The sequence below is a fragment of the Flavobacteriales bacterium genome, assembly GCA_016704485.1.
Taxonomy (GTDB): domain Bacteria; phylum Bacteroidota; class Bacteroidia; order Flavobacteriales_F; family PHOS-HE28; genus PHOS-HE28.
Window position 1 is genome coordinate 2,011,898 of sequence record JADJAA010000001.1, and the last position, 14,663, is coordinate 2,026,560.

Consider the following 14,663-nt stretch of genomic DNA (forward strand, 5'->3'; position numbering starts at 1 on the left):
GTATGGTGAGCGCATCATGACCAAGACTACACATCGTTCCAAACTTCTGCCGGGGTTCACATTCGTGTTGTGTCTTGCTCTTTTAGGGATTTTTGTCGGTGGCATCATTGGACGCTTCGCGGTACCCAATTCGGATGGACTTGCCGGCGCCGCCGAAGTGCTCGGTTATATGCTGGTCATATCCATCGCTTTCATTGTGCTTGGTATTTTTCTGGTGAAGAAACTTTCCCGACGGAGGATCGTTCGGTCATTGCTTGTTGTTGGTCCGTTAGCGTTAATAATGGTGGTGTTTGGAATTTGGCGGTTCATGCAGATGAAGGCCGAGCAGGATGAACAATGGCAAAAAGAACAAGAGCGGTATGAGCAATTGGAACCAACTGCGCCAATAGCGCCGGTCATCTTCGCATCGCGGCGTTCTACGTTGGACGTTCTTGGAAACGCCACCGAGCAACAGGAACCAGTGCTGGGTCTTGGTATGGCATCACCGATCATGGAACTCGGTGTCCTCCACTTCTACGGTGCACCGGATATGGACCAGCTACCGGCAACCTTCCAGGCATTGGATAGCCTCACTTTCGCAAAGGGCGAGCACTTCACGAATATCACCTCGGCGCCACCATGGTTCGTTCCGGCCCATATGAAGTTGGACTATGACCTCCTCCTTTTAAAGATGATCACGCTCTCACGTAACTGGGTGGAGGTTGAGGTGAACACCTTCGATGGAACTACACGTTGGGTGGACCGACAGGAACTGGGTATTGTGTTTTGGCCGGAATTCATCAGCACGGTCAATACAGTGGAGATCATTGATCCGGAAACCAACCCGATCCGGATCAAACCACTCGACCATGCATCAGTCCTCGCCGATGGCGCTGACGCCTTGTTGAAACCGCTCGCCGTTCGCGGTGAATGGTTGATGGTGGGAACATCGGAACTCGCAGACCGCATGCCTCCGACCGGTTGGATACGCTGGCGTGATGGCGTACGCCTCTTGGTGCGCTACAATTTGTTGTGTTGATCACTTCAGTGCCACAACCCGCACCGGGAACTGCTCCAGACCAGCGATCCGGATCGAATACACACCGGAACTAGGTAAGTCCATACGGACCATTCCGTGGGCTACAGCCGTACACTTCACTGTGACCGGTCTGCCTAATTCATCCGTGATCCACACATCGTGCGGAGTGATGTTGAACGGTCCGTCGATAGTTACTTCCTGCTTGGTGGGGTTCGGGTAAACGCGGATCGCCGGGTGTTGCGTTTGCGGAACACTCATGTCATTCTCATGTACCAATTCCCAGATCAATAGCCGCCCATTGTTTTGGTCGGATGTGTATGAAAGGCTGTCCTGAAAACTGTTGGATAGGATTGGTTGCATAGAAGTTGGGACCAGCACTTCGCCGTTCGCATAGTCGGTCATCGTCAATTCAAAGCGCGTGGCAGTGCCTGTGTTCCACGGAAGATCACTGATCGAAATGGAAATAGTACCGGAACTTCCACCGGGATCATCCGCAGGAACCACTACGAAGATGGTATCTTGATCGATCGTACTGCACGCCAATGCTGCATAAGGCGTATCCACTTGGGACAGCAATCGATCCGTGGCACCAAGGATCCGGTTCATGGCCATGTATGCATGCGCTGCAGGTTTAGCGCTAAAGGTCGGCTTGGTGTAGAACATGCCAAGGCAACACGTACCCACTGTGGTATCGTTGTCCGACATGCTTGCTGCATGCGCGTAAGTGATCCCTGCGTCCTGCATCCCAATGATCGCTTTGATCCGATCCAAGCCATAATCCAAACTATTCCAACCGGCGGAGCCGAAGCCCGGATCGAGAATGCCCCATTCACCGTTCACCAGTTCCGCATTGGGTACAAAAGTGTCACGCCAGGTGCGTGCGATCTCGGTCTTGACGTGGTCATACCCACCGTTGATCACGTCATAGGGGTGGAATGAAAGGAAGTCCATGCGCGTGCCTTCCTGCTGCACGGTGCTCAGGAATTGGATCGGAAATAAGTTCAGGAAACTCTGCATCGCGAAAGAACAACAGCCCAATTCAATATTCGGCGAGAGCAAAGGGTCCGCTTCCACTTCTGCGACAATTGCCGCATACATTGCATGAAGCTGTGGAACATCCCCATCCCAGAATGGCGTGAGTCCCGGAAACTGATCGGGTTCGTTCCACCCTTCGAACCAGGTCACATTGCGTGTGGTGTACAAATGCTTGATCAGCTGGTAAACTGCTCGTCCGTATACCGCATTGTCGGCGGGTGGTGCCGTGCGGATCGCGTTGTCCCAACCGAACAGATGGCAGGGGATAGGCCACTCTATACATCCGAAATAGGTCGGTGTATGAACGCTGCTCAGGTCGAAGGGCATTGCTGCAAATTCTACGAAAGGTTCCGCACCAATTGATCGCACTACATCCACCAACGAATCGATGTAGGTGAAGTCGTAATTCGAAAGATCATTCACACCCGCCATCGTGTTCGGGCCGTGATACCATTCGGTCGGTAGGTTACGCAGGACCACTGTGTCCGAGGAATAGTAGTCGGCGCTGTGCGGATCATCAAATCGCCCAGTGGATACCCGGATGCTCCGTGGCTTCAACGTGTTCATCAAAGGCATAAAATCGGGATCGTCGATGTATAACTCCTTCGGCCCTTCAACGGTAGGATTGCCTCCTGTACCGAACAATAATTGCACATCGTAATGATCGCCCCAAAGCGGGTTCACCGTGCCGATAACATTCGTTGCATCGACCTCAACGTTGATCTGTCCGGAAACCGCGCTGGGTAGGATGAGTGCTATTATGATCCAGTAGGGTGCGTTACGCATGGCCTTGCAAGATACAAAGCGTCAATAAGGAAATGATCGAATGCACGGTGAAAACGTTATTGGGAACAGACGGGTTCGAAATGCCAGATCGGTCCCGCGACCTGAAGAGAGATCAACGAACCATCGCATTACCACCTGCGGCAGACTGCGATCCTGAAGGAATTGTTGCACCTTGAAAGGCGATCGACCAATAGAAGAAATAGCTGGTCTGAATGCACGAACGCCGGAGCAGATGCACTCTGCTCCGGCGTTCAATTATTCAACTGTCTGATCGATCAGTAGCAGTACTTCCCCTCTGTGATCATCTTCTTCGAAATACTCTTCCGAAGCTCCGCGGTATTCAAATTCGTCGCTTTCGTAAAGCGTTTCGCACCCATCAGCATCGCGCGTTGCTCGTCGCCATCTGCGAAGTTGTTCACTGCTTCCTTCGCGAATTTGTGGATCCGATCAGCAGCATCGTGGATGTAGAGCTGGGTCATTGCGATCTGCTCCTGTACCGTATCGGCGCCTTTCATATCGGCCAATTTCAACGTGCGTAACAAGGTGCTCTCAGCAAGGTAGGTGTCGATCACCATGTCAGCGATGTGCATCAAGGTCTCTTGGTGTTTCGCGAGTTCCAAGCCCAGCTTCTGCGCAGCACCACCGGCCACCATCAGCACGGCCTTCTTGAAATTCGCCACCATCCGCTTTTCGTCGCCGAGCAGTGTTTCATCCGGCTCCGGCATATCAGGGATCCCCATCAATTCCGACGCGACCTTCTGAGCAGGACCCATCAGATCAAGCTGACCTTTCATTGCGCGCTTCAACAGCATGTCCACGGTGAGCATGCGGTTGATCTCGTTCGTTCCTTCGAAGATCCGGTTGATCCGGCTGTCGCGGTACGCGCGCTCTACAGGGCTTTCGGCACTGTAGCCCATGCCACCATAGATCTGCACGCCTTCGTCGCAGACGTAGTCCAAACATTCGCTACCGGCCACTTTCAAAATGGCAGCTTCGGCTGCGTATTGCTCTACACCTTTCAGCAATGCTTTTGCATGATCCGCACCACCAGCTTCCAAGGCTACAATGGCTTGTTCCATGTCGTAGCTGCAGCGGTAAGTCGCGCTTTCCACCACATAGCAATAGGTCGCTTGGTCGGCCAGCTTTTGGCGGATCGCACCGAACGAACTGATCGGCCTTCCGAACTGATGGCGCTCGTTGGCATACTTCACGCTTTGGTCCACAACTGCTTTGGCCCCACCCAATGCTGCTCCGGCCAACTTGATCCGGCCGATGTTCAAAATGTTCACCGCGATCTTGAATCCGTTGCCGCGTTCGCTAAGCAAATTCTCAACGGGAACTTTGCAATCGTTGAAGAACACCTGTCGCGTACTGCTGCCCTTGATGCCCATCTTCTTCTCTTCCGGGTTCAGCGTAATTCCACCGAAATCCTTTTCTATGATGAACGCGCTCAGGTTCTCATCAGCTTCACCGGTCTTAGGATCAATTATCTTTGCGAACACCGTGAAAATGTCAGCGAAACCACCGTTGGTGATCCACATCTTCTGGCCGTTGATGATGTAGTGCTTGCCATCCGGCGAAAGCTCGGCCTTGGTCTTTCCGCTGTTAGCATCGCTGCCAGCGTTGGGTTCGGTGAGGCAATACGAAGCCTTCCACTCGCCCGAGGCAAGCTTTGGAATGTACTTCTTTTTCTGCTCCTCGTTGCCGTAGTATAGGATCGGTAGTGTACCGATTCCCGTATGCGCAGCGATCGCTACGCTGAAACTGTGTCCCGCACCGGTGACTTCCGTCAGCAGCATGGTGGTCAAGAAGTCCTTACCGAAACCACCCAGGTCTTCCGGTACTGATACGCCCAGCAACCCCAGTTCGCCAGCTTTATCCAGCAGACTTGGCATCAAGCCCTCTTCCATGCTATCGATCCGGTCCAGGATCGGCCACACCTCCTTCAACAGGAAATCGGTCGCAGTTTGCGCGATCATGTGTTGCTCCTCGTTGAACTCTTCAGGAATAAAAATATCCTTCGGATCACTTTCGCGGATCAGGAATTCGCCTCCTTGGAGGGCCTTGTTTTTTGTTTCAGTTGCCATGGTTTCGATCAGATGGACAGAAGATCATACGATCTGATGATCGAATGCCTGCTGAATGCGTTCTACGGATTACACTACGTCATTGTTCGGCCTAAAGTTATGCATGCATAACTTTAGTTCCAAATGTGATATCAAGACTCGTCGGGTGTGAAAATCGGAGCGGGTCGGTGTTGTTTGAATTGCGGCATAATCGAATTTGGTGATCGATTTAGAACGGTAGAAATGAAATGCTGCATTCCATTTTTTCAGCGGCGATGGTTCCTTCGTCAACGCGCATTGAGCAACATACGATGCTGAGCGCAGGGTTCATGGTCACTTCCAGAATTGCCACCACTTCTTCTCGCGTTTCCTGATGACCTGCTGTTGCTCACGGTACCACGGATCAGTGATCCGCACCGCATTGTTCACGAACTCGACGATCGGTAGCGGCGGCCCCATTGAGTCGGAGCCATATGTGATCAGTGAACCGGTCCCTTCCTTCCCATCCCCCAGCGCGATCTCCACACTGCACTTCTTTCCCTTCTGGTCAGGCATCTCGCCGGACTTACCAAGGATCTGGTCAAGGTCAGGGTGGAGGGTCGCAATGAATCTGTCGAACAATGGCTCCTTCGCAACGCCCATGAACATGTTACGGTCAATGTTGATTGAGCCATCGCCTTTGCGGTTGATCGTGCCATCCTTATGCATGAGGATGGCCAGGGAAGTCTGATCCTCGATCTTCAGCGTAACGGTCATGAAATTGTAGGGACCCATGTTGCTCAATTCAACAACTCAAACACACTCGCTGTCCCCTGCCCGGTCCCTACGCATATCGTTACCACACCATATTTCTGTTTCCTGCGCCGCATCTCGTTGAAGAGCTGCACGCTCAGCTTCACGTTTAAGAAAGCAATTGTCGTCCTCATCGTTCTTTTGCCTTGAGCAGTTCGTTGATCTTCTTGATCTGATCTTTTGGATACGTGTCTTCGGGGTGCAGGCTATTCGCCCGGTAGTATGCCTCGCGAGCCTCGATGAACTTGGACGTGGCAAAGGCAGCATCGCCCGCCTCCATCTCCTTTAGAAATCTGTCCTCCATTTCTCGGTGTTGGCGATAGAGCCGTTTTGATTGGATCTCGTCCACTCTATAACCACGCTGTACCAGTGTGTCATAGATGATACATGCCTCAAGATACTCTTGTTCCAATTCTAGTGTTTTGGCTTTTTGGAACAGCGAGTCGCTCGGGGGCCCCTGGCACAGTCCAAGAGTAGCGGTGAGTAAGAAGAGGAGTGTGATGCTCGGTCCGGACATTGGTGCTTTTGCTAGTTCAACAACTCAAACACACTAGCCGCGCCCTGCCCGGTCCCAACGCACATCGTAACAACACCATACTTCTGCTTCCGCCTCCGCATCTCGTTGAACAACTGCACAGAAAGCTTCGCGCCCGTACACCCCAGCGGATGTCCCAATGCGATGGCACCACCATTCACATTGACTATCGAAGGGTCCAGCCCCAGCTCGCGGATCACCGCCAAGCTCTGGCTCGCGAACGCCTCGTTCAACTCGAACTGCTCGATGTCCTTCAGCTTAAGCCCGGCCTTCTCGATCGCCTTCGGTACCGCCGCCACCGGACCGATGCCCATGATGCGCGGATCCACGCCCGCCACGTGGTAGGAGAGGAGGCGCGCGATCGGCTTCACGTTCAGTTGCTTCAGCATGCGCTCACTCACCACCAGCACGAAAGCCGCGCCATCGCTGGTTTGACTGCTGTTGCCTGCTGTTACGCTGCCCCGCGCATCGAACACCGGACGCAGTTTCGCCAGCGCTTCCAAATTGCTCGCGCGCGGACCTTCATCGGTGTCCACCACGTACTTCTCCACTTGACGCTTCTCCTGGGTATCCAGGAACACGCGCTCCACTTCCACCGGCACAATGTCGTCCTTGAAACGCCCAGCGGCGATCGCAGCCAAGGCCTTCTCTTGGCTCGCCAGCGCGAAGGCATCCTGGTCTTCGCGGCTCACCTTGAAGTCGCGTGCCACGGCCTCAGCGGTAAGGCCCATGCCCCAGTAGTACGTCGGGTTCTCCTTGCCCACGGTGTGGTTCGGCACAATGCGCCAGCCACCGAAGGGGATCGGGCTCATGCACTCCACGCCACCGGCAATGATCACGTCCGCCTGCCCGCTGTGGATCTTGGCGCTGGCGATGGCGATCGTCTCGCTGCCGCTGCTGCAATAGCGGTTCACCGTCATGCCCGGCACCTTCTCGTTGTTCAGGCCCATCAGCGCGATCATTCGGCCGATGTTCAGGCCCTGCTCGGCTTCGGGCGTCGCGTTCCCCACGATCACATCGTCCACCTGTTCGGGCGCTAGGTTCGGCACGCTGGCCATCAGGTGTTTGATCACGTTCGCCGCGAGGTCATCGGGACGTGTGAAACGGAATTTGCCACGTGGGGCTTTTCCTACTGCGGACCGGAATCCGGCTATGATGTATGCGTTCATGTGCTAATGCTTTTAGTACGTTTGTTTGGGCGTGCAGGCGTTCAAATGCAACGCCGTCGGGCTATTCGCTGCAAGTCCTCGCGGCGAAGACGCCGCTCCGGGCTTTCCGCTGCTATCCCTCACGCAAGAGTTGTTCGTGCTGATGTTCATCGGTCACTTGGATATTCGCACAACCTCTTCAAGAAGCACATCCATATTATGTGAAAAGTTGACTTGGGTGGCGTTGGGCAGCGTTTCGGTCTTTCTGATGGGCAAGTGCAAATAACTATCGGCTATGCTCCGGAGTGAAGTGTTCAACTGGGACATAAGAGATTTAAAGCTTCGTCCGCCGTACTGTGCGACTACTTGGTCAAAGGTTTGGTGACCAAAGAGTGGTGGAACATGGTTGATTATTGATCGACCGACCATTGCAACGCTGAGGTAGTTACCTCGCTCGTAGTTGTCGTTTAGTTCGCGACACAGCTGAACGAGACGAGTAAAGTCGAAGTTCGGATGGGAAATATTCTGAAGCTCTTTGACCCGGTTTGAATTGACAAAGTCGGGATGCGAGTCAGAGGTCTGTTCCTCATCGTCTGAACTTGCCTTGGAAGCCGCTAACCGTCTCTCAACGTATGCCTTGCCATCAACTGTGATCTTGGCATCTGTTCGCATTGACGCTGGAAATACGTCAACGTATCCGTCTCGTTCCAGTAGTTTGACAATGTTACGAGAGTCATCGTACCAGTCGAGTGCAACTTGATTCAGGTAGAAAATCAATCCGGTATCCCAGAACTGGTCTAACTTTCTGAGTGCATAGAGCTTTTCGAGAAGGAATATCGCCTTCGCATCAACTGTCAGTTCCGCTCTTTCCTCAATGAATGTTTGACCAAGAGTTAGCGGATCACTGATGGAGACAATCGCCAAAACGTAATTGATAGAACGCACACGTTGAGTCAATCTATCTTTCAATCGATTTATTCGCTGAGCAAGTGATTGCTTACCCATTGCACCATAGGCAACGCTTGTCCGCAATAGCTGATCAAGCGTTCCCGCTAAATCGGGTGTGCAACTCTCCGTAACATAGAGTTGTTGCTCTTTTATGATGGAATCGATCTCTTGGATTACCGTTTTCAAGGAATCTTCACTGTTTACTTGAGAAACGGGAAAATCTTCGAACTTTTCTCGAAAGGCAACAAGTGCCGCTACGAATTCTTCATATCTCACCAACATACGGACGTCTTCCGCATTGTTCTCCAATAATTTCCGAGGATTTATCATCTCGGTCAATTTCGAAGCACTTTCCCCGTAGTAATGATGCTCTGTAACCGCTCTAACGTCTTCTTCTGCATACACAATTCCAAGAACGCTTTCCGCTCCAGATCCAGCAAATACTGCTCGCTCACTTCGGTGATCTCTGAAAGATCCCCACCGCACAACACATATCCCAGTTTTTCGCTGATGAGCGCGTCGTGCTCGCTGATGTAGTTGCCGCTTTGCATGCTGTTGGCGCCGACGTAGACGATGCCGAGGCCTTCCTTGCCGAGCACCTTGATGTCGCGGCGCATGGGCGGCTTGGTGTAGCCCTTGCTCCAGAGGTCGAGCGCGCAGGCCTTGGCGTGGGCGAGCTGGTGGGCACGGCTCACGATCACTTCGTCCTGGCCGGGGCGGAGGTAGCCGAGGTCGAAGGCTTCCTCGCCGCTGGTGCTCACTTTGGCCTGGCCGATGGTGAGGAAGCGCTCGCGCATGCGGTTGATGCGTATGTCGCCTTCCTTCAGTTCGTCGCTGAGGCGCAGCGCGAATTCCTTGGTGCCGCCGCCGCCGGGGATCACGCCGACGCCGAATTCCACGAGGCCCATGTAAGTCTCGGCGTGCGCGACCACTTTGTCCGCGTGCATGCAGAGTTCGGTGCCGCCGCCGAGGCAGAGCTGGTGCGGTGCGGCCACCACGGGGATGCTGCTGTGGCGCATGCGCATCATGGTGTTCTGGAAGGTGCGGATGGCCATGTCGAGGTCCTCGTATTCCTGCTCCACGGCCATCATGAAAATCATGCCGACGTTGGCTCCTGCACTGAAGAGGGCGCCATCATTGTAGACCACGAGTCCCTTGTAGCCTGCTTCCGCAAGGTCGATGGCTTTGTTGAGGCCTTGGATGACTTCCGCGCCGATGGTGTTCATCTTGCTGGTCCAGCTCACGCTAAGGATGCCATCGCCGAGGTCGCGCACCACGGCTTGACTGTTCTTCCAAACAACGCTGCTTTCCGGTAGGTCGGCGAGAACGATTAGTCCTTCGGCACGCGGGATCGGCTTGTAGCTTTTGCTCGCGGCATCGTAGTACATGCGCTTGCCGCCCTCTGTTTTGTAGAAGCTGGTATTGCCTGCCTTTAACATTTCAGCAACCCATGGTGCAACCGTCATTCCGGCTGCGTTCATCGCATCGAGTGCGGTCTTCACACCAACGGCATCCCATAATTCAAAGGGCCCGAGCTCCCAACCGAAACCGGCACGTAGGGCATCGTCGATCTTGTAGAGGTCGTCGGTTATTTCTGGAATGCGGTGGCTCACGTAGGCGAACAATCCGTGGAAACTCTTGCGGTAGAAATCCCCTGCTTTGTCGGTGCCGGTGTAGAGGATCGGCATGCGCTTCACGAGGTCGTCCTCCTTTTTCGCAGCGTCCATTGTCGCAAATTTGGGCTTCACTTGCGCGCGGTATTCGAGCGTCTTCAGATCCAGCGCCATGATCTCGCCTTTGGCCGCGCGGTCCTTGAAGAAGAAGCCCTTGCCGGTCTTGCTGCCAAGCATGTTCTTGTCCACCATCTGCTGCAAGTAGCCGGGTATGGTGAAGAGCGCGTTCTGTTCGTCCTTCGGGCAATTGTCCTTCACGCCCTGCGCGACTTTCACGAGCGTATCCAATCCAACCACATCCGCAGTGCGGAAGGTGGCACTTTTCGGACGACCCAAAACAGGGCCAGTGAGGCGATCAACTTCTTCAACAGTTAGGCCCATTTCTTCCACCAAGTGGAACAGGCCCATGATGCCGAACACGCCGATGCGGTTGGCGATGAACGCGGGCGTGTCTTTGCAGAGCACAGTTACTTTTCCGAGGATGTGCTGGCCGTAGTCTTCGAGAAAACTAAGTACAGCAGGATCTGTTCCCGGACCAGGAATGATCTCCAACAACTGCAAGTAGCGCGGCGGATTGAAGAAGTGCGTTCCACAGAAGTGTTTCTTGAAATCGTCGCTGCGTCCTTCCGCGATCGCGTGGATCGGAATGCCGCTCGTGTTAGTCGTGATCAAAGTGCCCGGTGTTCGGTACTTCTCCACGTTCGCCAGCACCTGCTGCTTGATGTCCAAGCGTTCGATCACCACCTCGATGATCCAGTCGCAGTCCTTGATCTTCGGCAGGTCATCGTCGAAATTTCCGGTTCTGATACGGCTCGCGAATTTCTTGTCGTAGATAGGAGAGGGGTTGTTCTTCAGTGCGAAGGCCAAGGCGTCATTGACGATCTTGTTCTTGTCGTTACCCTCCTTCGGGACGATGTCCAGCAGCAGGACTTCACATCCCACGTTAGCAAAGTGGCACGCGATGCGGCTGCCCATAACGCCGCTGCCGAGGACGGCTACTTTCTTGATGTTGCGGTTATTCATTGGTGTGAATGCATTTGACCGCGACGGCGCAACGACGCAACGGGTCCGCGGCGAAATGCCAAGGAGTTGTTGAGAGGTCGAGTTATCATCGCTTGTCTATTGGGTTGTTGATCTACGTTGCGTTATCGTCGCCCGCCGCATGGCGAGCCGTTGCGGTTCAATTCAGAATAGTTGTTCTTCTTCCAGTATCCGATCAAGTTCGGTCATTACCGCTCGAAAGCTATCCAGTTGGTTCTTCGTAAAGCGACTTTGAACGGCTTCATTGAATTTGATCACCGTATCGCGGCTGACATCGCGCATCTTTTTGCCTTTTGCTGTAAGGTGGATCCGAACGATCCGCTTGTCATCACCGCACGGCACGCGTTTGATCAATCCTTCAACGTCCATGTTCTGAAGGATGCGCACTAGGCTTCTGCTTTCCATGCCCATCTTGGGTCCGAGCTTGGTGCTTGGTGTGCCTCCTGGATCAATGCTCAACAGGATCTGCCCGATCGCCATGGTGCCGCCGTACTTGCTCGCCTCGCTGTTGTACATCCGCGAGATGCGGCTCCACACTTTGCGGATCGGGAAGTCGATGGTCTCTTCGGGTTTCATGCGATGCGAAGGGCTAAGGTAATGACTAATGGTATGCACGCATAACGTATAAAAAAACCGGCGGTCATCACGGAACGGATCATCCGTGTACTTTTAGCGGCTGCGTTTGCGTTCCATATTCAAACAGACTCCCACCATGCGAAAGTTATCCTTACTGTTCTTGGCGATCACATTGATCACATTCGGCTCCTGCAAGAAGGATGATCCGGATCCCGTACCAACCACGCCAACACCAGTGGACAACGGCCCGCGTTTGATCCTGAAGTTCCGATTCGACAGCACGCAGGTTCGCTTGAATGGGCAAGGTCAACCGCAACTGACTTTGCCAGCAGGCCATGCGGCCCAGAACCCGCGCTTCAATACCATGAGCAGCCATTACGTGGAGTTCGCACCAACTGCATGGACTTTGCCCGGAACGGGTTCGGTAGTGTACCATGCTCCAGAAACAACGGCGGGTGGTGCTAATGCGATCGACTTTAACCAAAGCGTGAACGCGGGACAGAACGGAACTTTCCTGAACATTCCGCTCTCGCAACTTGCTGCCGGAACGTATGAGTATCTGCGTGTTTCACTTGCTTATCAGAACTATAACATCAACTTCCGATACACGGATACCCAGTTCGGCCAGGGTGCGATGGATCTGACAGGAACCTTGGCTTCCTTCATCGGCTTCAATACATACATCGGCACGTTCAATGTGGGGCAGCAGAGTGTAACGGTGAATGACGATAAGCTCCAAGGTTTCTGGGCCTTTGAGGTGGATCCGTTGCCAGCTCCTATTCCGACGCCAGCTCCAACGGTCGGTCAAGCACCCGGCGTTACCACCGTTCCCAACCCGATCTTCGACTCTTCGCCGATCCCTGCCGGTTCTTGTTTGGTCACCGGAGGTTTTGCAACACCGTTGGTGATCACCGGAAATGAAACCGAGGATATCGAGATCGTGGTGTCGTTATCCACTAACCAAAGTTTCGAATGGATCGATAATGGCGATGGATACTTTGAACCGGCGGCCGGCGATGTAGTGGTAGATATGGGGATCCGCGGTCTTATCCCGATCGTACAGTGAGCTTGCCTATAGCACGATCTCAAGAGGCACTTCAAGCGTTACGGTTTCTGTTGAACAAGGGTCATTCGTTGATACTACGCGGATCCATTGTTTCCCTGCTTTGCCCACTGCCTTCACAGTAACTCCGTTGTAGGTCCGTTCTGTGATCTGCAATCCTTCGCTGCACTCCCAAAGCAAGCTTCCATGCGCTCCGGTGAGTTCTACATTGCGTTGATCGGAATTCTTCAGCACAGCATTTGACGGCGATAATGTCAGCTTCTTCGGTGCAGAGCAGAGATCACTCAACCCTTCCTGCGGCACGCGTTGATACACTCGGATATAGTCAACGAGCATTGCGCTTTCGGTAGGCCAGGGTTCCGGTTTCTTTGGTCCGTTGCAATATCCTTTCGGTTTGTCCACGCTGTTGTCTGCGAGCACGTTGACCTTGTCCTGTGGTCTTGGAAAATAGGGCGCAATGCGATTCGAACCCGAGGGGCGATCACATCCCGGCAAAGGTCTGCCTCTTCGGTCAACATACCGACCGCGCACATAAATGACCTCTCCGTCCAGATACCATCTTATTTCATCGCGGTCCCATTCAACGGCGTACGTGTGAAAGTCGGCACTATGATCCACACCTTTATACTTTCCGGTGTTGGAGTAGCGTGTATCACCCCACTGATGCAAAGATCCTTTGAGCCATTTTGGGCGTTCGCCACAGATCTCGAACACATCGATCTCTGTTTCTCCGCCGAACATCCAGAATGCAGGCCACAGACCACGGCCATTGGGTATGCGACAATGGATCTCATATTTTCCATACGTGAATTCAGCACTGCCGATCGAGCGGATAGCACTTCCTCTGTGCTGCGTGGTTTTACTATACCACGTGGTTTCTTTTTGTTCTACGGCAAGTTTCAGCATACCATCCGTCACACTTACTTGGTCGTCCATGAAGACACTGTTGTTGCTTCCTAGATAGCGACATGATTCGCAATTTTCGCTTCCGTCATCGCTGAAAGGGAAATGGGTGATCCATTTCGTCCGGTCCAATTCGTTGCCCTCGAACTCATCCTGGAAGACGAGCTTGTATGTGTTGTTATCACAGTTGCCACCCGGGTCCGATACCGTCGGCAGATCCTTGATCTTCTTCTTTTGGCCGTAGGCGTCAACAGGGCCGATCAAACTCAGTAGCATGAGGAGCACTGAAGAAATGACGACGTACTTGGTCTTCATTATGTTGGAATTCGAATTGGTATTACGTGTTCGGCTTTGGAGTTCGCGGGACACCGTTCATCCAGAGTACAAGTCCGGTAGTCGGATGATACGTGTATCGAATGGAAGCTGAAGGAACCACATAATCGGCGTGGCCCTTGAGGTCATCATAGATATAGACACTATCACAATCAAACATGAAAAGCGTGGTGTCATTGCTGTATCCAACGCGCATAAATGGCGCAATGGTCGTTCGCTTCAAATAGGAGGTGTCCTCCTCAACTACGTGTTCAGGAAATGCCAGGTCAATGAAACCACGGTCCTGAAATCCGTTCTCACACCAGAATAATTTTTGCCCCCAGCTTTCGCGTTCACCGAAATTGGCTGCCATCCATGAGCCATTCATACCCTTTCCCGGACCGAAGAAGGTCGGTAACATCGACCAACTGTCGTAAGCTGGTACCGATACGGATAGGACCTCCGCAGAACTGTCCGGTAGCGCACGATAATGATAAAGCCGCAACCCTTCGAATTTCTCTTCGATGTTCGATGCAACCATGATATTGGTGCCGTCCTGAAGGTTCAAGGCTACTTGCACGAGAAGCGTATCGTGTACTACGTTGTCCGGAACCACTGCGTATTCCAACGGACCGGAAAACCCATTCAGAGCAGGTTCATCTTCAGGTGTGTTCGCGTTCTTGGGTGCTTCGTTCGTGCAACTCATAACGAGACAAGTGATCACAGCAATTCCGCTCCAACCTTTCACCATTGGTTCTTCTTCGTGT

Annotated in this window: 13 protein-coding genes; 2 read left to right on the forward strand and 11 right to left on the reverse strand. The window is 53.2% G+C overall.

From position 1 onward, the window contains the following. The first annotated feature begins 16 nt into the window (after positions 1–16). A complete protein-coding gene (locus tag IPF95_08570; GenBank protein MBK6474753.1) occupies positions 17–1,018 on the forward strand; it encodes a hypothetical protein in 1,002 nt (333 codons plus the stop codon). On the opposite strand, the gene IPF95_08575 is transcribed toward IPF95_08570, so the two are convergent. From IPF95_08575 to IPF95_08615, 9 genes are all read right to left on the reverse strand, one after another. Then, complete coding sequence (locus tag IPF95_08575; protein MBK6474754.1) at positions 1,019–2,839, reverse strand: hypothetical protein; 1,821 nt, start codon at positions 2,837–2,839, stop codon at positions 1,019–1,021. A gap of 275 nt (positions 2,840–3,114) precedes the next feature. Then, entirely contained in the window at positions 3,115–4,926 is a 1,812-nt protein-coding gene (locus IPF95_08580) for an acyl-CoA dehydrogenase family protein (GenBank protein ID MBK6474755.1), read from the reverse strand. 312 nt (positions 4,927–5,238) lie between these two features. Beyond that, positions 5,239–5,679 carry a hypothetical protein gene (locus IPF95_08585; protein MBK6474756.1) on the reverse strand — a complete coding sequence of 147 codons (441 nt, stop codon included), beginning with the start codon at positions 5,677–5,679 and terminating at the stop codon, positions 5,239–5,241. Positions 5,680–5,684: 5 nt separating this feature from the next. Beyond that, entirely contained in the window at positions 5,685–5,831 is a 147-nt protein-coding gene (locus IPF95_08590) for a hypothetical protein (GenBank protein ID MBK6474757.1), read from the reverse strand. Next, on the reverse strand, positions 5,828–6,214 hold the full coding sequence (locus tag IPF95_08595; GenBank protein MBK6474758.1) for a hypothetical protein: 387 nt from the start codon (positions 6,212–6,214) through the stop codon (positions 5,828–5,830). Before IPF95_08595 ends, IPF95_08590 begins: the two co-directional genes overlap by 4 nt. An 11-nt stretch (positions 6,215–6,225) precedes the next feature. Continuing rightward, on the reverse strand, positions 6,226–7,401 hold the full coding sequence (locus IPF95_08600; protein MBK6474759.1) for an acetyl-CoA C-acyltransferase: 1,176 nt from the start codon (positions 7,399–7,401) through the stop codon (positions 6,226–6,228). Between the two features lie 153 nt (positions 7,402–7,554). Further along, positions 7,555–8,667: a hypothetical protein gene (locus IPF95_08605; GenBank protein ID MBK6474760.1), complete on the reverse strand. Its 1,113-nt coding sequence runs from the start codon at positions 8,665–8,667 to the stop codon at positions 7,555–7,557. Then, a complete protein-coding gene (locus tag IPF95_08610) occupies positions 8,664–11,024 on the reverse strand; it encodes an enoyl-CoA hydratase/isomerase family protein (protein MBK6474761.1) in 2,361 nt (786 codons plus the stop codon). Before IPF95_08610 ends, IPF95_08605 begins: the two co-directional genes overlap by 4 nt. Before the next feature lie 162 nt (positions 11,025–11,186). Next, positions 11,187–11,618 carry a winged helix-turn-helix transcriptional regulator gene (locus IPF95_08615; protein ID MBK6474762.1) on the reverse strand — a complete coding sequence of 144 codons (432 nt, stop codon included), beginning with the start codon at positions 11,616–11,618 and terminating at the stop codon, positions 11,187–11,189. Between the two features lie 136 nt (positions 11,619–11,754). Between IPF95_08615 and IPF95_08620 the strand changes: the two genes are divergently transcribed. Next, a complete protein-coding gene (locus IPF95_08620) occupies positions 11,755–12,684 on the forward strand; it encodes a hypothetical protein (protein ID MBK6474763.1) in 930 nt (309 codons plus the stop codon). A gap of 6 nt (positions 12,685–12,690) precedes the next feature. Here IPF95_08620 and IPF95_08625 read toward each other — a convergent pair whose 3' ends face one another. Together IPF95_08625 and IPF95_08630 are read right to left on the reverse strand one after the other, a co-directional pair. Beyond that, positions 12,691–13,899, reverse strand: a complete 1,209-nt coding sequence (locus IPF95_08625; protein MBK6474764.1) for a glycoside hydrolase family 16 protein — start codon at positions 13,897–13,899, stop codon at positions 12,691–12,693. Positions 13,900–13,921: 22 nt separating this feature from the next. Further along, positions 13,922–14,647 carry a hypothetical protein gene (locus IPF95_08630; GenBank protein ID MBK6474765.1) on the reverse strand — a complete coding sequence of 242 codons (726 nt, stop codon included), beginning with the start codon at positions 14,645–14,647 and terminating at the stop codon, positions 13,922–13,924. Positions 14,648–14,663: the final 16 nt, after the last annotated feature.